The 19,098-nt window shown below is 35.5% G+C and carries 15 protein-coding genes and 1 tRNA gene; 6 read left to right on the top strand and 10 right to left on the bottom strand.

The features are described from left to right. Positions 1–25 precede the first annotated feature (25 nt). Genes SIB89_RS12305 through SIB89_RS12290 form a run of 4 tightly spaced genes read right to left on the bottom strand, consistent with a single transcriptional unit; the run spans position 26 to position 3,973 of the window. Positions 26–1,189 (bottom strand): GNAT family N-acetyltransferase, encoded by a 1,164-nt coding sequence (locus SIB89_RS12305; RefSeq protein ID WP_412560010.1) that lies wholly within the window; start codon positions 1,187–1,189, stop codon positions 26–28. Beyond that, positions 1,182–2,147 (bottom strand): hypothetical protein, encoded by a 966-nt coding sequence (locus SIB89_RS12300; RefSeq protein ID WP_412560009.1) that lies wholly within the window; start codon positions 2,145–2,147, stop codon positions 1,182–1,184. The genes SIB89_RS12305 and SIB89_RS12300 overlap by 8 nt, the downstream gene beginning before the upstream one ends. Continuing rightward, complete coding sequence (locus SIB89_RS12295; protein ID WP_412560008.1) at positions 2,144–2,875, bottom strand: WbqC family protein; 732 nt, start codon at positions 2,873–2,875, stop codon at positions 2,144–2,146. The genes SIB89_RS12300 and SIB89_RS12295 overlap by 4 nt, the downstream gene beginning before the upstream one ends. A gap of 21 nt (positions 2,876–2,896) precedes the next feature. After that, positions 2,897–3,973 carry a DegT/DnrJ/EryC1/StrS family aminotransferase gene (locus tag SIB89_RS12290; RefSeq protein ID WP_412560007.1) on the bottom strand — a complete coding sequence of 359 codons (1,077 nt, stop codon included), beginning with the start codon at positions 3,971–3,973 and terminating at the stop codon, positions 2,897–2,899. Between the two features lie 336 nt (positions 3,974–4,309). Between SIB89_RS12290 and SIB89_RS12285 the strand changes: the two genes are divergently transcribed. From SIB89_RS12285 to SIB89_RS12260, 6 genes are all read left to right on the top strand, one after another. Continuing rightward, positions 4,310–7,426 (top strand): lamin tail domain-containing protein, encoded by a 3,117-nt coding sequence (locus tag SIB89_RS12285; RefSeq protein ID WP_412560006.1) that lies wholly within the window; start codon positions 4,310–4,312, stop codon positions 7,424–7,426. Between the two features lie 151 nt (positions 7,427–7,577). Continuing rightward, complete coding sequence (locus SIB89_RS12280; RefSeq protein WP_412560005.1) at positions 7,578–9,809, top strand: T9SS type A sorting domain-containing protein; 2,232 nt, start codon at positions 7,578–7,580, stop codon at positions 9,807–9,809. Positions 9,810–10,008: 199 nt separating this feature from the next. Beyond that, entirely contained in the window at positions 10,009–10,170 is a 162-nt protein-coding gene (locus SIB89_RS12275) for a hypothetical protein (protein ID WP_202913882.1), read from the top strand. Between the two features lie 15 nt (positions 10,171–10,185). Continuing rightward, the gene (locus tag SIB89_RS12270) at positions 10,186–11,322 is read left to right on the top strand and encodes a hypothetical protein (protein WP_412560004.1); all 1,137 of its coding nucleotides are present in this window, start codon (positions 10,186–10,188) and stop codon (positions 11,320–11,322) included. Positions 11,323–11,357: 35 nt separating this feature from the next. Next, the gene (locus SIB89_RS12265; protein WP_412560003.1) at positions 11,358–12,422 is read left to right on the top strand and encodes a nucleotidyltransferase family protein; all 1,065 of its coding nucleotides are present in this window, start codon (positions 11,358–11,360) and stop codon (positions 12,420–12,422) included. An 88-nt stretch (positions 12,423–12,510) separates the two neighbouring features. Further along, positions 12,511–13,077 carry a hypothetical protein gene (locus tag SIB89_RS12260; protein ID WP_155088346.1) on the top strand — a complete coding sequence of 189 codons (567 nt, stop codon included), beginning with the start codon at positions 12,511–12,513 and terminating at the stop codon, positions 13,075–13,077. An 89-nt stretch (positions 13,078–13,166) separates the two neighbouring features. Here the strand turns inward: SIB89_RS12260 and SIB89_RS12255 are convergent, their stop codons facing one another. The 6 genes from SIB89_RS12255 to ftsA form a co-directional block, all read right to left on the bottom strand. Next, the gene (locus SIB89_RS12255; RefSeq protein WP_412560002.1) at positions 13,167–14,108 is read right to left on the bottom strand and encodes a UDP-glucuronic acid decarboxylase family protein; all 942 of its coding nucleotides are present in this window, start codon (positions 14,106–14,108) and stop codon (positions 13,167–13,169) included. 49 nt (positions 14,109–14,157) lie between these two features. After that, positions 14,158–15,024 carry a zinc-dependent peptidase gene (locus SIB89_RS12250; RefSeq protein ID WP_412560001.1) on the bottom strand — a complete coding sequence of 289 codons (867 nt, stop codon included), beginning with the start codon at positions 15,022–15,024 and terminating at the stop codon, positions 14,158–14,160. Positions 15,025–15,082: 58 nt separating this feature from the next. Beyond that, positions 15,083–15,156: transfer RNA gene (locus SIB89_RS12245), tRNA-Arg, on the bottom strand. A 13-nt stretch (positions 15,157–15,169) separates the two neighbouring features. Next, positions 15,170–15,622 carry a GatB/YqeY domain-containing protein gene (locus tag SIB89_RS12240; RefSeq protein WP_273291843.1) on the bottom strand — a complete coding sequence of 151 codons (453 nt, stop codon included), beginning with the start codon at positions 15,620–15,622 and terminating at the stop codon, positions 15,170–15,172. A gap of 147 nt (positions 15,623–15,769) precedes the next feature. Then, entirely contained in the window at positions 15,770–17,698 is a 1,929-nt protein-coding gene (gene ftsZ, locus SIB89_RS12235) for a cell division protein FtsZ (RefSeq protein WP_273291845.1), read from the bottom strand. A gap of 66 nt (positions 17,699–17,764) precedes the next feature. Then, complete coding sequence (gene ftsA, locus SIB89_RS12230) at positions 17,765–19,096, bottom strand: cell division protein FtsA (protein ID WP_155088341.1); 1,332 nt, start codon at positions 19,094–19,096, stop codon at positions 17,765–17,767. Positions 19,097–19,098: the final 2 nt, after the last annotated feature.

Here is a 19,098-nt window from a genome sequence, read left to right as displayed (position 1 = left end):
TCAAAATGATATCTGGATATAGTGTTTAACCTTTTTCACACATTAAAAATATACTAGAGCATAAATCTGGGTATTGTTGTCCTAGTTGAAAGCAGCCTTCAAGGTATTCTTTTGAAATAATATCCGTTTCTAACAACCTATCCCACTGAAAGTTTGCCAATGCTTTAAAGAAAATCCCTGACCTGTGCACAACTTTTAAGCCTGCTGCTTTAGCATCCCTTTCTAAAGTATCCAGAGTATAGGTTATATGATGCCCATGTTCTTTTTCCGCAGGAGTTACAGCAGAGTTATGTGAAATAATACCCATTTTAACTGCGATTTGTCTTGATGGTGCATTGGCATTTGGGCATACTAAGAAAAATCGCCCATTATCGCTTAGCCACTCGTCATTTATGCGCTTTAATACGTCAACAGGCGCATCCAAATGCTCTAAGACATGGGTTAAAATAATATTATCGTATTTTTTTGGCAACGTTACTTCCTCAAAGAGCGCATTTATATAATTTATATCATCCCCCAAAGTTTTTTTAGCAATTTCTATAGCTTCATCAGAAGCTTCAACGCAAGTAATATCATCAAAATGCGGTATTAATCTCTTTGTAAAATCGCCCTTAAAGCTTCCAAGCTCCAGGATATTACCTTCATTAAAAAATGGCTTAAAAGATTCTATCATATAATGATGCATTACATCAAAATCAAAATTATAAGCGTATTTATGATCGTCTGTATCCCTAAACTCCTTGTTATAATCTCTTTTGGTTTTTAAAGTCATAATGAGTGTTTTTTTTCTAGTCTCTGTGATGCTAAAATTATGCTTTTTATAAAAATTAACTGCATTTTGATTAGATTTATATACTTCTAAATCAATCTTCTCAATCTTTAAGCTCTTACAGTGATTAATGCATTTATTTAACAAAGCCTTTGCTATTCCTTGTTTCTTATATGGTTTGTGTAAACTTACGTTAGTTATGTAAGCTGATTTTAAATTTTTGTTGTCATAAGCAGCAATTAAACCAATTAAATCATTGCTATCCCATGCCTCGAAGGTGTTACTTTTTGCCCTAATCTTTGATGCATATTCGGTAATACTGACATAAGTACTCAATGGTGGACTGAACTCCTCAGAAGCTATTTGCAGATGAATCTCAATCTGTTCTTTTGTTGCCCTATTGAACTTATAACTAATCATCTTCTAAAACCGCTAGTCCAAAGCCGTATCTTCCAAAATCGTTACCGTTATATATCATATAATATTTGCCGTCCAACTCAAAAACATGTGGATAATGGTGCATTTTACTGTCCCAACCATTTTCACTGTAATGAATACCGACATTGGCGTCATCCCTTTCCCAATTAAACTTATCTTTTGAGGTCGCATAGCCTATTTTATAGCCTCTGTTTTCAGCAGTTCTAAAATTTAAGCCTTGTCTATACACAAAGTACATGTGGTATTTGTCTTTATATTTGAATACATCTGGACCAGCTTGACATTCGTTTTCGTCATATATATCGGCAATGATATTTCTGTTTTCACGATTCCAATTAATCCCGTCGTCAGAGGTTGCCATACGGTTTTTGTAAACAATCTCTGGTAAACCATCAGTCTTTATCCATCTGCTTCCTGCCAGATAATACATAAAGAATTTACCATCAAACTTTCTAACTTTTGGACCACTAATAACAAATGGTTCAAAAGGACCAGCCGGTAAAATAGGCCCTTTGGCATAACGTTTAAAGGTAACTCCGTCGTTATCGCTTATAGCTAAACCTACCGAAGTATTAAATGGTACTGACTTGCAACGAGACCAACCTGCATAATACAGTAGCACCTTACCGTTATGACGAATTACAGATGTTGGGTAAATGGCATTTTCGTCAAATTGACCTAGTTCCCCAAGTTCTAAAACTGGACGATCCGATACTCGTATAATTTTTTTAAGATTGGTACGCTCTACATCTAAAAATGTAGTTACAGAGGTTGCCTGACCATCTTTATCTTTATCATAACGGCTAGAAAAATAAATTCTCACAAAATCATCAAAGACAAGTGCACTTGTACATTGCGAATGGCTCTTCATCCAATCCCTATCCATACCATCATTCCATGTGGTAGGGTCAAAAACCTGACCTAATTTCTTCCACTTCATATTAATCTGTAATTATTTAACCAGTTTTTTACTTCTGTTTTATCATTAAACATCAATACATCCAAGATCGACAATCCAGGAACAAAGTCTTCATTAAACTGCTTGTATGTATTTATTTTGCTCTCCACAAACTTTAAGTTTATGTTTTTTTTCGAAAATGACTCTTTATCATATAATTCCATTCCTCCTATTGAATTATGATAAACATTGGCCTTTGTAACCTCACAAATATTCAAAACTTTATCTTGGCTTTTTAAACTAGGATCATAGTCTAATTCAGATGAATTTATCAACTCCGTATCTATTTCCAAATGTTCGCATAAAACTTTTATAGAATTATAAATGAAACCAAACAAATTACTTTCCTCAAAATTTATTATGGTTTCAATTATTGGCATGGTCTCCTTATAATAAGGTGCTTTTCTATATAGCCCTTTTACCTTGTTAAGGATTTTGGTTTTGTCCTTCGACCAAGAATCTGCCAAATATCTCTCATTAACATTTAAATAATCAGAATCTTTCTTAATAGCAAGTGAAATATATTGTGGTTTTCCATTAACCAATATTCTATTTCTATTGATCCATCCTTTTTTTGTGTACTCTATATCATCATACACCACAAATGTATCTACAGAATTGATCAGTTGAAAATAACCTATATACGGTAAAAAATAAGGTTGCATTATTGCAATAACCTTTTTGAGCTCTGAGTTATTTGAAATCATCATTATAGATTAATATACGTGCTATTAACTATTTACATTTAAAATCAATTTACTTATTACTTCAACATCCTCTAGAGTTAAGTCATAATATAATGGTAAACATAATATGCGGCTAGATATGTCATCAGTAATAGTTAAGCTTTTTTGCTCTACATAAGGCAGATTTGCCAAAGATGGATAAAAATATCGTCTAGGAAAAATGTTATTTTCATTTAAAACCTGCTGCGTTTGCAATAGTTTTTTTTCAGATTTAAAAATAAGTGGGTAATAACAATAGTTCCATTTCGTTTCCTCTCTAATCTTAAGCTTGGTGAAGTTTTCATTATCAAAAAATGAATCGTACAACTCACATATTCTTCTTCTAGAATCAAGAATATCGCTCATATAGGGTAAAACACTCAATCCCATTGCGGACTGAAGCTCGCTAATTTTAGCATTGGTGCCAATACCAAAATATTCATGCGGCCCATTATGTCCAAAATTATGTCCAAAAAACATCTGATTGTGCAATTCTTCATCTTGAGAGAACACCGCTCCACCTTCTGCGGTATGAAACAATTTTGTAGCATGAAAACTACATGTGCTTACGTCCCCATAGTTAAAAACAGAAGTCCCTTTATAGGTTACCCCAAAACAATGCGCTGCATCATAAATAACTTTAAGATTATGTTTTTTTGCTATTTCTTCAATGATCTCAACATTACAAGGATTGCCATAAACATGTGTTGCCAGTATCGTCGTTGTTCTAGGGGTTATAGCAGCTTCAATCTTAGTTTCATCAATAGTTAAATATTCTGGGTGAATATCCACAAAAATAGGTGTACATTTTTCCCAAACAATGGATGATGTAGTTGCCACGTAAGAAAAAGGAGTCGTAATAACTTCGCCTCCTTTTGCAAGTGCGCTCAACGCAATATGCAATGGCAAAGTACCATTAGTCATCACAATTACATTATTGATACCCAAGTAGGATTTCAATTTATCCTCAAGTTCAACAACCAAATTTCCTCGGTTTGTAAGCCACTGATTTTCCCAAATTTTAACAATATATTTCTGGTAATCTTCTATAGGTGGGAAAAACGGCTTTGTGACTGTAATCATATATTTTCGGAAAAATCAAAAAAGTTGTTAGTAAATGGCAAAGCTAATCAAATCCTTAAATTATCATTAAGAAAACATTATTAAAAAACTTATTTAAATGTATGATTTGAGTATTCCTCAACACACTCAATATACCTTATTAAAACTTTTTTAATATAAAAACACAAAAAGTGACCTAAGCTTATTAATTGTATCCAATTTATGGATTAACCGTTTGTTAATATATTAATCATATATAAATCTTAAGTTTTACTATATTTGTTTTCCCTTTTCTACACTCATATCCTTAACTGAATATTTTTTGTTATAGTAAAACAATAAATATTTAGAACACACATGAGACATTTTTACACTTTTTTAGTTGCCATTTTATTTACTAGCTTTGGTTTTGGGCAGATTATTAGCCAATACGTAGAAACCAATTCTGGCACTACCCCTAAAGGAATAGAGATTTGGAATAATACTGGGTCGGATATAATATTTTCTGGTAGTAATAATCTCCAGATTTCACAAGGAACAAATGGTGGAGCTTGTTCAGCAATAGCTAGCACAAATACTACATCAGGAACTCTGGTTGCTGGAGAAGTATGGATAATAGGTACATCTGACATAATCTCATATGTAACAACAAATGGCTCTGATGTAAGCGGAACCACAACATATAATTTTGGATTTAATGGAGATGACGCACTTGAAGTTCGCCTAGGTGGCACATTGATAGATATGTTTGGCACTTGCGGAACTGATCCAGGTTCTGCATGGTCAGGTTCTGGTGTCTCCACTGCCAATCAAAATATTGAACTCTTAAATAGCGTAACAACAGGGAATACAGGTGGATTTACTGACCCTAGTACAAGATTTTCAACCGTTAGTACAACACCTGCAACTTTACCCGCTGGGCTTGCTGGATTTGGAAACGCACCTTCCGCACCTTCAGCTAATCCATCTATTGGTTTTGATTCCCCTACAAGCACAGAAAATGAAACCAATACTACGTTTACAAGCTCAAACATACCTATCACTGTAAGCAATTACGATGGTAATCAAATTGATATCGATGTCAATGTGACCGGAGGTACAGCTGAAGCTGGTGATTATACTTTTACCTCACCAACGTCTTTGTCGTTTACTGCGGATGGTACCCAAAATATTACTATAGATATTAATGCTGATGCCGATTTTGATGATGAAACGGTAGAGCTGACTATTACGGAGACCAGTTCTGTCACTGGCTTGGTGATTTCTCAGGCGACGCATACGGTAACGATACTTGATGATGACACCCCTCCATTACCAAACATTGTCATTAATGAAATATTAGCAGATCCTAACGGCACTGATGCCAATGGAGATGGATTTGATGATGCCACAGAAGACGAATTTGTTGAATTAGTAAATAATGATATAACAGCAGTTGATATAACAGGATATACTCTATCGGACGCACTTGGTGTAAAGCATGTTTTTGGAAGTATCGTTTTACCTGCCGGAGGCTCTGTAGTCGTTTTTGGCGGTGGAACACCAACAGGAATCAGCGGAGCTTCTGAAATAGCATCAACTGGTGCTTTGCAGCTCAACAATGGAGGAGATACCGTTACATTAGAGGATACAAGTAGCAACGTTATTGCCAGCTACACTTATGGCTCAGAAGGTGGTGATGACCAATCCTTGGGTCGTAGCGAAGATTTATTTGGCGGTTTTGTACAACACCTAAGTATTGACGCCAATCCTGTTGCAGCTTCACCAGGCTTACACAATAGAGCAGGCGTTGCTTTTTCTACGCCAACATGGAAAGGTTTTGTCGACACCGATTGGAGTAACAGTGCCAATTGGGGCAGCGGCAGCGTTCCTGGAGCAGGTGATGATATTGTGATTTTAAGTGTCAATAATATTGCCACCATCGGCTCTAGTATTACGGTAAATTCTGTAACTACCAATCCTGGGGCCAACTTAATTGTATCTTCAGGAGGTACACTTAATGCTTCTAACGTAACGCTTAGATCTACATCATCTAGTTTTTCAAGTTTAATATCGGACGGTTCAATAAATAGTAGTATTGCCTATGATCGTTTTGTAAATGAAGTAGGTACAGGTGCTACTGGTACAGGTGGCAACGATTTAATTTCCTTGCCTTTATTTCCTTCTGGAGGGTTGACTTTTGATACGTTTTTAACGCTTGGAAGTCCAACTAATGCTACTAAATTAGCCTCACAAACAACCATAGCTACCACTTATGCATTTGGCCCTTACAACAATGGGGCTCCTGTGCCAGATTATGAAAATTATGATTCTAATAGTACAGATGCTCTTGTAGTTGCCAAAGGCTATAGAGTTGCCACGACAACAGGTGAAGCCCTGACGTTTACAGGTGATGCTTTGCAAGCCAACCAGACTATAATGCTCACCAATCCTGTGGCAGGAGGCTCGCAGTGGAATTTAATAGGTAACCCTTTTGCCAGTTATGTAGATGCACAAGCTTGGTTGAGCACCAATGGAGCTATTTTAGACCCTACTGCAATAGCCATATACGGCTATAACAGTGGTACTTACTCTGGTAGTGACCAAACTATAGGTAATTTTACTATAATTAATGGCACATCCAATAACACACTGAACATTGCACCTGGTCAAGCCTTTTTTGTGGCAGCAGACACAGGCGATATTTCTGGTAATGCCGGTACAGTTGTTTTTGCGGGCAACTCGGGCTTCCCAGCTGATATGCGTACTACAACAGGTGATGATGATTTTATCGAAGGAAGAAATAGTATAAATCACCACTTGAAACTGAAATTGAATGGTACAACCAGTGAAACAACAAGTTTTTATTTTAATGATCATTCTACCCGAGGTCTAGACCCAGGATTTGATGCAGCCACCTTAGATGCCTTTACTTCTGAACACTTGTTATATTCTCATTTGGTAGAAGATAATACAGGTAGAAGTATGGCCATAAATTCCTTGAGTTTGGAAGATATGTTAGACGTTACCATTCCATTAGGGGTTAACTCTAACCAAGGAGAAGAAATTACTTTTAGCATTGATACAAGTACTTTACCTAATGGCATCGATGTGTATCTAGATGATAACGTAGCCAACACTTCTACATTATTAAACTCTAGTGACTATACGGTAACACCTTCTGTAGATCTTAATGGCACAGGGCGTTTTTACTTGCGACTAGGTGATAGTGCACTATCTGTACCAACTGCTATTTTTGACCAAATAGACATTTTTACCAATAGAACTGAGAAAACTGTTGTTATATCTGGAGAATTACCAGAATCTTCCGTGGCGCATATTTATGATCTTCAAGGAAGACAAGTTCTCAGTACTGCTCTAGATACGGCATTAAGAACACAACGCATTAACATTAGTGATTTAAGTACTGGTGTCTATGTTGTAAAAGTCAGTAATAACACTGCGAGTAAATCACAAAAAGTGATCTTAAATTAAGATACTTTAGTTTAGAATAATTCATACGGTTGAAAAGTGGGCTATTGGTATAGTCCACTTTTTTATATGTTAATATTGGGTATTTTTCACTATTTTTATCCATCATAAACATTACGAATAAATATTCAAATCAATTAAAACTACTTATATTATGACAAAATATTACTCAATAATTATGCTTATCGCATTTGTATATGCTTTTACAGGAGGCACTGTCAAAGCTCAACAAAATGTTTTCAGCAGAAGTGACGTTACTACAGGGAATTTTGGAGATGGTCAATTACCTTGGTTTTATCAAACAGATAATAATAATCAAGGAGATCCAGATAATGGAAATACGGTTAGAAACTTTGTTAAAATAGGTCATAATAGCAATACTACAATGACTACAAATGTTAGGTTCTATCAAGTTAACACCCTAGATTTTGAAGCTGGTGCTACTTCAGCAAGAACCATAAATAACAGTGGAGGTGGTTTATCCGCTTCGGGAGGTATTTACAATGCTTCAAGCGCAACACATACCTTCAATACTCCAATAGGTATTGATGGGGCTACAGTACAATTGCATGCTAATTCCACTGGTGGTTTAACTTTTACGGATAACATATTTATTAATGCTAATACCGTAGAATTTGGTAATCTTGGAAGTGGTCAAATTTCCGTAAGTGGTACAATGTCTGGTTCTGGTAATGTCAGTAAGGTTGGCTCTAACATATTGACTATTTCCGGAAGTAATACTTATACAGGTACAACAACAGTTTCTGGAGGAACGCTCGTACTTCAAAGTGATTTGTCTAGTAGCGATGTTACTGTTGAGAATGGTGCAACTTTAGAAATTGATGGTACAATTACCCTTAAATCGCTAACCGTCAATACTGGTGGACAAGTCTCAATAACTGCAGGCAATGCCCTAACTGTTACCAATGCTATCGTTAACAATGGCACCATAACACTAGAATCTACTTCTACAAGCTATTCTAGCCTCATACCAGAAGGTACGATTACGGGTACTGTAAGTTACGAAAGGCATGTTAATGGCAACTCCACATTAGGAGACACCAATGCTATTGGCGATAACGATTTAATATCTCCTCCTGTTTCTGGGCAAACTTTTGGTGATTTTGCTACAGCGAACCCTAATCTGTTGGAAAATCCTGGTGATGCTACAGAAAAAGCTTTTGCACCATTTGATAAAACCACAGGAGCATACGAAAATTACTTTACCACAACAAATGCAGCTACAGTATTAGATGCTCGTCTTGGGTATAGAGCTGCTACAAACGATACTTCTACACTTACTTTTTCCGGTACAGTAATAACAGTTAGCGAGAGTTATAATATTGTAAACTCAGGTCCTACGCAAGCAGACTGGAATTTAATAGGTAATCCATATCCTTCTTATATCTTGGCTCGAGACTTCTTGGAGCATGAGGTTGATACTGGTGTTAGAAACATAGATTTATTTCAGCCAGATACGGCTGCAATCTATGGCTATGATGGTGATGTTAATAACAATACCAATAGTTATACGGTTTATAATTTAGCAACTACGCTACCTACCACAGTAATAGCACCTGGCCAAGGATTTTTGGTAAGTGCTGATCCTGCTGACGTTGTAGCTTACGATGTAGAATTTACGCCTGCTATACGTACCACAGGAACCGATGATGATTTCATTGTTGGGCGTGGTGGTTCCCTTATTAATTTAGAACTTCAATTGACAACGGCAACTGATGGCGCTGTCACGGACTTTTATTTTAATGCGAATGCAAGTTTAGGATTGGATCCAGGTTACGATGCTGCCATATTTGGTGGTACTGCCCCTCCATTTTCAATCTATTCGCTTCTTGTGGAAGACAATGACGGAACGCCATTTATTATACAGGCCCTAGGTGATATGGATTTTGGTGATACTACGGTTGCCTTAGGTGTTAATGCTAACCAAGGAGAGCAGCTCACCTTTAGTGTATCAACCAACACATTACCAAGTACCGTTGAAGTGTATTTAGATGATACTGTAGCCTCAACATCAACATTGCTAAGTTCAGGTGATTATGTACTTACACCAGCGACTGAATTGATCGGGACTGGAAGATTCTATTTAAGATTTTCTGACAGCTCCTTATCAACCGTTGAAAATAGCTTTGATGATTTAACGATTTATACCAATCAGGCGCAACGCAGTATTGTTATTTCGGGACAACTCGTAGAGCATACCATTGCCAATATTTATGATATACAAGGGCGTTTGGTGCGTTCTCAACAGTTAGATACCACTACAACACTACAGACCATTGCTGCAAGTGAATTGGGTACTGGTGTTTATATAGTAGAATTATCTAATGACCGTACAAGTAAAACTGAAAAAATAATATTAAACTAAAACCAAGCGTAGTAGTTTTGCGTATACAACTATAAAGAAACGAGGTTTTTTCACTGTAATGCCGTGTATTAAATTTGTATTTTTGATAAAATCTCGTTTTTTATACTTAAGTTAGTTTTTTTATCATAATCCTTTTGAGATTATGGCTTTATAAATAAATTATTTTATTATTTTTGATTTAAATATTTAGGCTACTGCCATGAAGAAAGATAACCATACAGATAAAATCACACGTAAAGATGCCATTAAAAAGATGGGTAAGTATGCTGCATTAACAGCTGTAGGAACTTTTGTGATTTTAAATCCACTTAAAGCACAATCATCTTCTCCCCCAGATCCAGGAGGAAACCCCTTCGATTAATTTTCTTTTTATATTTTGAATAACGACTTAGCACCAACATATAAACGGTTGTTTGGTCTGTATTGGGTATTGTGGTACTCCACATCCAATAACTATAGTATAGTTGAATCTGAGTTTAAATCCCTTTTAGATTTTTATTTGCAATCCAATTCTTTAGATGAATTTGGGTCTAAAATTTCTTCTGTTGAGCATGTTTCTAATCTCAGTACCATTACCAACAACCTTAAAACCTATTTAGAAAGCTGCAACGCAAGTAACACTTCATCTTTAGAAGATAGTGCTGAGTTTAACCATAGCAACTGTAATATAACAAAGTATTATAGTGTTAATGATAAGCCGATAACGATTAACTATGATACTGAATTGGTTGAAAACACCATTCACCCTGCCCTAGCTCATCTCGAGGTTAATAAAAACAATATAGACGCTCAAATCACCTTTGACATTTATTTAGATAGTGGGCGATTAACATTATTTAAAAACCAGCAATTAATTACATCTGTAGCTCAACGCGATTATCATTTACTACAAGGTAAATTTATTATGCAATTGCTCTGTGTAATGCACGATAAAGACGAGTCTGACTGGGTAGGGACTTTTCATGGATCTACAATCTCTGATGGTACCAACTCCATCTTATTTATTGGTAATTCTGGGAAAGGAAAAAGCACCTTATGTGCGCTATTAGCTGCAAATGGTTATGAATTATTAGCTGATGATGTCTCACCAATGCTGGCTAAAGATGGTCATATTTATCATAACCCATCGGCAATTTCAATAAAGGAAGGCGCATTTAGTGTATTACAACCCTTGATAACGGCTTTTGAGAATTTACCTATTACCGTTTTCAATAAAAACAAAGGCCCACTAAGGTATTTACCATGCGATCATCCTAAAAAGGACAACTATCCTTGTAAGGCCATAATCATAGTCAATTATGAGGCTGATGCCAAAACGAATGTAGAACCTGCTTCAATTAAGACCATTTTAGAAACTCTTATACCTGATTCCTGGTTATCTCACCACCCATTGCATGCTGAGCAATTTTTAAATTGGTTAAAAACCGTCCACTTATATCAACTAAGCTATAGCGACACCGATACTGTTATTACTGAGCTTTCGACAATTTTTAATGAATTCAAGAGCAATTAATAATACTTATATTTGGGTATATAATTCAAAATTAAATGGGTAATCTAGCCGTAACATATCAAAACATAGCTGATATCCTGAGTTTTGAAACTTCTAATTCTGAATTAGAGCAACTTCTCAGTCATTCATCCTTTAATTGGGATGCTATAGTTTCGGAAGGTAGTAGACATCTTGTTTTACCAGCTTTATATTGTCGATTACAATCGAAAGAACTTCTTCATATTCTACCTAATGATTTAAATGAATATTTAGAAGAAATTACTGAATTAAACAGAGAAAGAAACTCAGCAATTCTCGATCAAATTAATATCATTACAGAATGGTTCAATAAGCACAATATTGAGCATGCTTTTTTGAAAGGTGCAGCACTTTTAGCTTTAGATTGTTATGATGACATTGCTGAACGCATGATTGGCGATATTGACATTCTTGTTGCCACAGACCAATTAGACCTTGCTTTTGACTTGCTAAAAACGAAAGCATATTCGCCCACTGAGCAGACGCTCGGTTTTGATTTTTTTGAACACAAACATTTGCCTAGGTTGAAAACAGAACATCACATTTGTGCCGTTGAGTTGCATAAAACGTTATTTGTTACCTACAAAGACTCCTATCTTACAACCTCTAATATTCTCAAAAAGAAACAGTACAAAAATAAAATCTCAATTCCATCAAGGGCTCATCTATTAAGACACAATATTCTTAACTATCAAATTAACGATAAAGGTAGTTGGTTTAATAGTATCAGTTTCCGTTCTGCATACGATACCCTAATATTATTGAGGGGTAAACATTTTAATCCCTCGGACTATAATAATAAGATTTACAGAAAATACTTCAATGTATCAGGGCTGTTTTTTAACGATATTAAAGTTCTTACAAAGTCTAAAGAAAGTTTTTTAACCTCATTTTATCTGTTCAAATTAACTCATATTAGCTTTTATAAATTTTGGAATACGTTGCTAAAGATCATCGACTCGTCTTTATTGCTATTTGGGAGAACCTTATTTTTTTTAAAAAATAAAGACTATAGAAAGGCCATTATTAACGATAAAGAAAGAATTTATAACCGTATTAAATCATTTTTAAGTAATTCTTAATGATTTTATTATATTTACCCTTAATAACTTTACATCATTATTTGTTTTATATTTGATAAAGTTTACCTTTGAATAAATTGAACTTAACATGAAAAAATTAACTTTATTACTAATATTAGTTTCTTTTAGTTTATCCTCCAACGCACAGAAGAGTGATAACGAGTGGTTTGCCAGTGTTGGATTAAACGCAATTAACAGCTTGGGGTCACAATCTCCAATTTACAGACCAGGAGATTGGGCGAATGGTATTCCTATATCCTTAGCGGTTGAAGTTGGTTGGACTACAGGGTTTTCAATAGAACAAGCATTTACTGTAAATAAATTTTCAGAAGATGACGAAATTGATGGAGCTGATCTTAAACAAGATTATACCTATACATCATTTGACACCCATGTAAAATACTATTTTGGCAAGCATATTTTTCCAGACGCTGATTGGCTCGATTTTTATGGTAATGCAGGTGTAGGTTTTTTCTCTATAGATAACACGAATGTATCAGCCAATTTAGGTGGAGGAGTTCTAGTCTGGCTAAATAGAAGACAAACCATAGGTATTAGAGGGCAAGTTATTGGAAAGTTCGCTCTAAACCATAAAGAAAGTGGTTTAGACAATAACCATTATCAAACACATTTACAGGTTATTTTTGCATTATAAATTTATATAACTAATAATAAAAAAGCCTCATTATTAAATGAGGCTTTTTCTTTTTTATTACATATGGTAAAGTCATTTGATTTACCCATTTATTTTGATAAGAGTTTTTCAAAATAATCGATGGTATATTTAAGACCTTCTTTCAATGGCACTTTTGGTGCCCAGTTATTTAATTCTTTTCTAGCCAAGCTAATGTCTGGTTGACGTTGCATTGGGTCGTCTTGCGGTAAGGGCAAATATATTATTTTAGATTTTGAGCCCGTTAGTTCTACAACTTCGTTAGCTAATTGCAACATTGTAAACTCTACAGGGTTACCAATATTAACTGGCCCTGTAAATCCAGATCTAGAACCCATCATACGTATAGTGCCCTCAATTAGGTCATCTACATATTGAAAACTTCTTGTTTGGGTACCATCACCAAAAATGGTAATATCCTTACCCGTTAACGCTTGTACAATAAAATTAGATACCACCCTACCATCTTGAGGGTGCATTCTTGGTCCATAAGTATTGAAAATTCTAATGATTTTTATATCAACATTATTTTGATTGTGATAATCCATAAACAAGGTTTCCGCGCAGCGTTTGCCTTCATCATAACAAGAGCGTAAACCTATAGGGTTCACATTTCCCCAATAACTCTCTGGTTGAGGGTGCACATTTGGATCTCCATAAACTTCACTTGTTGAAGCCTGTAATATCTTTGCCTTAACACGTTTAGCGAGACCTAACATATTTATAGCACCCATCACCGAAGTTTTTACCGTTTTTATTGGGTTATACTGATAATGCACAGGTGATGCTGGGCATGCCAGATTATAAATTTCATCGACCTCTACCATGTAAGGATTGGTAATATCATGTCGTACCAATTCAAAATAATGGTGGTCCATTAAATGCTCTATGTTGCGTTTAGAACCTGTAAAGTAATTATCTAAACAAATGACTTCATTACCTTCTTTGAGCAGACGTTCGCAAAGATGAGAACCTACAAATCCCGCACCTCCAGTTACCAATATTTTTTTCATGTAAACCTGTATAATGAATGCTCAAAAATAAGATTTTATTTTAAGCAATTTAATAACCTGCATATTTAAAATTGAGCATCTGCCTCATGTAATTATAAAGTTTAGGAAATTGCGACTTAAATTCTTGTGGTGTTTCAATGAAATTTTCTAACAGAACCGCAAAAAACTCATAATGGTTGGTATAGGCATAAGCTCTAAAGTATTTTGAAGCAATTAGGTTTTCTCTCACAACTTTATGATGTTGCAAATAATTGGTAAGTTCCTTAAAACCTTCATTAAATATTAAACTACTTACGTCATTATTACTATAAGCATTTAAATGAATGGCGTGCCCAAACTCATGGATGCCTAAATTTAAATTATCATCACCAATATGATAACCCTTTTTAAAGTCTTCCCAAGAAAAAACAATAGCCTTCATAAGTGGATTGGTTTCCCCTTTATGATACGTTTTATTTATTTCCGAGAAATAGGCTTTAGGATATATGATAACCATTTCTATTAGTTCTATAAGGTAATCCCTAAAACCGAATGTTAACATAATAGCTGTAGCAGATAATAAAGTCTTCATTTCATTATTAGGTACTAAACCATCTCTACCAATAAATTGCTTTTGTTTTATAAATGTGGCCAATCGATGCCTAAATATGGCCTTATCTTTTGTATTCAGTCTTCTATAAAAAGAAAATTCGCTTTCTAGAAGTCTTATTTGGGCGACACTAAGTTCTTTTTTAAATACAATCGCATTTTTAAAAAAGGGCCTCTTATATTTTAAGGCATAAACTTGTTCAAAATAAATGTAAAATCTGCTAAGAATGACTGAAGCCATACCCACAAAAAATATGATTATAAAAATCAGTTTTAAAGTAGGATTCATAGAAGGCGCTTGTGTCTCCTGAAGGTAGAGTAAGATCATGGTTAAATATAGAAAGAAATTAAAAACCACGCCTTAAAGCGTGGTCTAATTGTTTCTGTGACTGCGAAGGGACTCGAACCCCTAACCCTCAGAGCCGAAATCTGATATTCTATCCAATTGAACTACGCAGCCAATATTTTATGTGCTATGACATTAGCTTAGCTTTGACAATAGTTGAAATTGTTTTCCCATCTGCTCTACCTGAGAGCTCCTTATTTACTATTCCCATCACCTTGCCCATATCTTTCATACCCTCTGCACCAATGTCATCAATGGTCATTACTACGACCTTTTCAATTTCTTCCTCACTTAATGCCTCAGGTAAAAATTGACTAATCACTTCTGCTTGGTCAATCTCTGGCAAAGCCAAGTCCTTTCTGTTCTGCTCTAAATAAATAGCAGCACTATCTTTACGTTGCTTCACTAATTTTTGAAGAATCTTAAGCTCTTCTTCCTCGGTAAGTTCTTCATTACCACCCGAAGATGTTTTAGCCAATAAAATAGCCGATTTAACCGCTCTTAAAGCTTCTAAAGCTACTTTATCCTTTTCTTTCATAGCTGTCTTCATAGCAGCCATAATATCATTTTGTAAGCTCATATTAACTTAATTAAATAGATGTGCGAAGATACTAAAAAGATAAGCATGGTTTAGAATTCAACACTAAAGAAAAACAAAAAGCCCAAAAGATTGAGGAACTTTTTGGGCTTTGACAATAGTGTGTAAACACTTAACTTAAATCTGCTATTAATCTACGTTATCGTGTAAAAATGAATTGTTACTTCTTAACTGAATATCGTCGTTATCATCTGTACCGACAGACATTCTAGAAGCGTTGGTTTCTGATGAATGCTGTGCATCCTCTAAATTAACACCTTGTCTTTTGTAAGCAGGTTCCTTTTCTATTTCATCTATTTTAGCTGTATTGAACTTATAGTTAAAATCCTTCATGTGCTTTCTGCGCTCATCGGCACGTGCTTTAATGAGCTCAGAAATTGGACTGTTCATAGGATCAATCTCATCCTCAGTAATTTCATCTGTATCTTCAACAGGAAGTGTTTTCTTTTCAAAAACAACTTCTTCTTTTACTTCAGCTTCTTTTGTATTTGTATTCATTGAAGACTCAAACGTTTCAAAATCATCTAAGGCATAACGCTTTTCGCCTTCTTCATTCACCTCTGTTACAGAAATTATTTCAACAGGTTCATTAACGTTAATATCCTTTACGTCTTCATCTAAGCTAAAAAACATTTTTTCTTCGCCAGATTCCGGTTCTTCCTCTATTTCAGGTTTTGTGCTAGACAATGGCAAATCAAATGTTAGTGTAATTTGCTCTTCCTCTGGTTCTATATCAATAGCTTCGGCTTTGTTTTCAATAGGAGTGATTACAAATTCTTCAGGCTCTGTATCCATCTGAGGTTTAGAATCTAAAACTTCATCATAAATCACATGCATGTCTCTAAGCAAATCTGTAGTAGGGATGATATTCATACCGTTATTCCCTTCTTTTTCAGCTTCCTCATCATCAACCAATAAGTGCTTCACTACTGGTTCTTCTTTTTTCTCTTCTAAAACTATATCTGGTGTAATGATTGCAGGATCTCTTTCTTGAACTCCTAACTCTTCAGCTACATCTTCTTCTAAAGCATGAATAACTTTTTTGGTCTCAGTGTTTGATATCTCGTTCTGTTGATCTAGATTAAAACCTGTAGCAATAATAGTTACAGCAATGGACTCCTGTAGAGATTCATCTTCACCAACACCCATAATGATGTTTGCTCCATGACCAGCTTCATTCTGAATATGATCATTAATTTCACCTATCTCATCAATAGTTATTTCTTGTGATCCAGAAACGATGAGCAACAATACGTTTTTGGCACCTGTAATTTTATTATCGTTTAATAATGGCGAATCCAGCGCTTTCATAATAGCTTCTTGGGCTCTAGTTTGACCAGAAGCTGTAGCCGATCCCATAATGGCTGTACCACTGTTACTTAAAACTGTTTTAGCATCACGTAAATCAATGTTTTGTGTGTAGTGATGTGTTATAACTTCAGCTATTCCTCTTGATGCCGTAGATAACACCTCGTCGGCTTTTGAGAATCCTGCTTTAAATCCAAGATTTCCGTATACTTCACGTAGTTTATTATTGTTTATTACCACTAACGAATCTACATGGCCACGTAGGTTTTCAATACCACGCTGCGCTTGTTCATTACGCATTTTACCTTCAAACTGAAACGGCATCGTAACAATACCAACTGTAAGAATATCCAGTTCTTTTGCCATCTTGGCAATGATAGGTGCAGCACCTGTACCTGTACCTCCACCCATACCAGCAGTAATAAACACCATTTTGGTATTGGTATCTAACATTCTGCGGATATCCTCCAAACTTTCAACAGCGGCTTGTTCACCAACATCTGGGTTGGCACCAGCTCCTAAACCTTCGGTTAAGTTAACTCCTAATTGAATTTTGTTTGGAACACCACTATTTTGAAGTGCTTGTGCATCTGTATTACAAATCACAAAATCAACACCTTTGATACCTTGTTGAAACATATGATTTATGGCATTGCTACCACCTCCACCAACACCAATCACCTTAATAACGTTAGATTGATGCTTAGGCAAATCAAATGAGATGTTTCCAAATTCGTTGCTATTACTCATATTTTTTGAGATTATGGGATTTTATATTCTTGATTAATTAATTTCTATTTTACATTCGTCTTAGCGCTACTCAGCGTTATCCAAAAACTCTTTAACACGTTCGGTTAACTTATCTAAAAATGAACGACGCTCTTTCTTAGGTTCTTCAACAACTGCTTCTGGTTCTGTATCTGCACCGCGTTCCGTCTCTGCTGTATTAAGCATTTCTTCTTCTAATTCTTCCGCTCGCTTTCTGTCTTGACGCTTTAAACCATCCATTACCAAACCAACTGCTGTGGCAAATAACGGACTTGCAATATCGTCATCACTATCGCCTGCCAAATGCTCATTAGGATAACCTATTCTGGTATCCATACCAGTGATATATTCTACCAATTGCTTTAAATGCTTTAACTGGCTTCCACCTCCAGTTAATACAATTCCCGCAATTAGTTTTTTCTTTTGTTCTTCGTGGCCATAATTCTTTATCTCTACATATACCTGTTCTATAATTTCAACCACTCGAGCATGAATGATTTTAGACAAGTTCTTTAATGTGATTTCCTTAGGCTCTCTTCCTCTTAATCCTGGAATAGATACAATTTCATTATCCTTATTCTCACCTGGCCAGGCTGATCCAAACTTTATTTTTAAGAGCTCTGCTTGCTTTTCAATGATTGAACAGCCTTCTTTAATATCTTCGGTAATAACGTTACCACCAAATGGAATCACAGCTGTATGACGAATAATTCCGTCTTTGAATACCGCTAAATCTGTAGTTCCGCCACCTATATCAATCAATGCTACACCAGCCTCTTTTTCTTCCTGACTCAGTACCGCGTTTGCAGAGGCCAATGGCTCGAGTGTAATACCTTCAAGTTGTAAACCTGAACTTTTTACACAGCGCCCAATATTTCTGATGGATGACACTTGCCCAACAACAACATGAAAATTAGCTTCCAATCTCCCGCCATACATGCCTATAGGCTCTTTGATTTCTGCCTGACCGTCAACCTTGAATTCTTGTGGCAATACATGAATAATTTCCTCACCAGGAAGCATCACTAACTTATGCACCTGATTGATTAAGCGATCGATATCCGCTTCATCAATTACCAACTCAGAATTAGCACGTGTGATGTAATCACTATGTTGTAAACTGCGGATATGCTGACCTGCTATACCAACAGTTACTTCTTCAATTTTTTCAGATGCCGCTGCTTCTGCTTCTTGCACTGCTTGCTGAATAGATTGTATGGTTTGTGTAATATTATTTACAACACCTCGATGCACACCCATACTTTTGGATTTGCCAACACCAATTATTTCAACTTTACCGTACTCGTTTTTACGACCAATCATGGCCACAATTTTTGTGGTTCCTATATCTAAACCTACCGAAATGTCATGCTTGTCCATAG

This window comes from Winogradskyella sp. MIT101101, assembly GCF_047126865.1.
Taxonomy (GTDB): domain Bacteria; phylum Bacteroidota; class Bacteroidia; order Flavobacteriales; family Flavobacteriaceae; genus Winogradskyella; species Winogradskyella ouciana.
This window is presented reverse-complemented; position numbering and strand designations above follow the sequence as displayed.

Coding starts and splice junctions, on each gene's coding strand:
- SIB89_RS12305 (WP_412560010.1), bottom strand. CDS start 1,189: ATGATTAGTTATAAGTTCAATAGGGCAACAAAAGAACAGATTGAGATT.
- SIB89_RS12300 (WP_412560009.1), bottom strand. CDS start 2,147: ATGAAGTGGAAGAAATTAGGTCAGGTTTTTGACCCTACCACATGGAAT.
- SIB89_RS12295 (WP_412560008.1), bottom strand. CDS start 2,875: ATGATGATTTCAAATAACTCAGAGCTCAAAAAGGTTATTGCAATAATG.
- SIB89_RS12290 (WP_412560007.1), bottom strand. CDS start 3,973: ATGATTACAGTCACAAAGCCGTTTTTCCCACCTATAGAAGATTACCAG.
- SIB89_RS12285 (WP_412560006.1), top strand. CDS start 4,310: ATGAGACATTTTTACACTTTTTTAGTTGCCATTTTATTTACTAGCTTT.
- SIB89_RS12280 (WP_412560005.1), top strand. CDS start 7,578: ATGACAAAATATTACTCAATAATTATGCTTATCGCATTTGTATATGCT.
- SIB89_RS12275 (WP_202913882.1), top strand. CDS start 10,009: ATGAAGAAAGATAACCATACAGATAAAATCACACGTAAAGATGCCATT.
- SIB89_RS12265 (WP_412560003.1), top strand. CDS start 11,358: ATGGGTAATCTAGCCGTAACATATCAAAACATAGCTGATATCCTGAGT.
- SIB89_RS12260 (WP_155088346.1), top strand. CDS start 12,511: ATGAAAAAATTAACTTTATTACTAATATTAGTTTCTTTTAGTTTATCC.
- SIB89_RS12255 (WP_412560002.1), bottom strand. CDS start 14,108: ATGAAAAAAATATTGGTAACTGGAGGTGCGGGATTTGTAGGTTCTCAT.
- SIB89_RS12250 (WP_412560001.1), bottom strand. CDS start 15,024: ATGATCTTACTCTACCTTCAGGAGACACAAGCGCCTTCTATGAATCCT.
- SIB89_RS12240 (WP_273291843.1), bottom strand. CDS start 15,622: ATGAGCTTACAAAATGATATTATGGCTGCTATGAAGACAGCTATGAAA.
- ftsZ (WP_273291845.1), bottom strand. CDS start 17,698: ATGAGTAATAGCAACGAATTTGGAAACATCTCATTTGATTTGCCTAAG.
- ftsA (WP_155088341.1), bottom strand. CDS start 19,096: ATGGACAAGCATGACATTTCGGTAGGTTTAGATATAGGAACCACAAAA.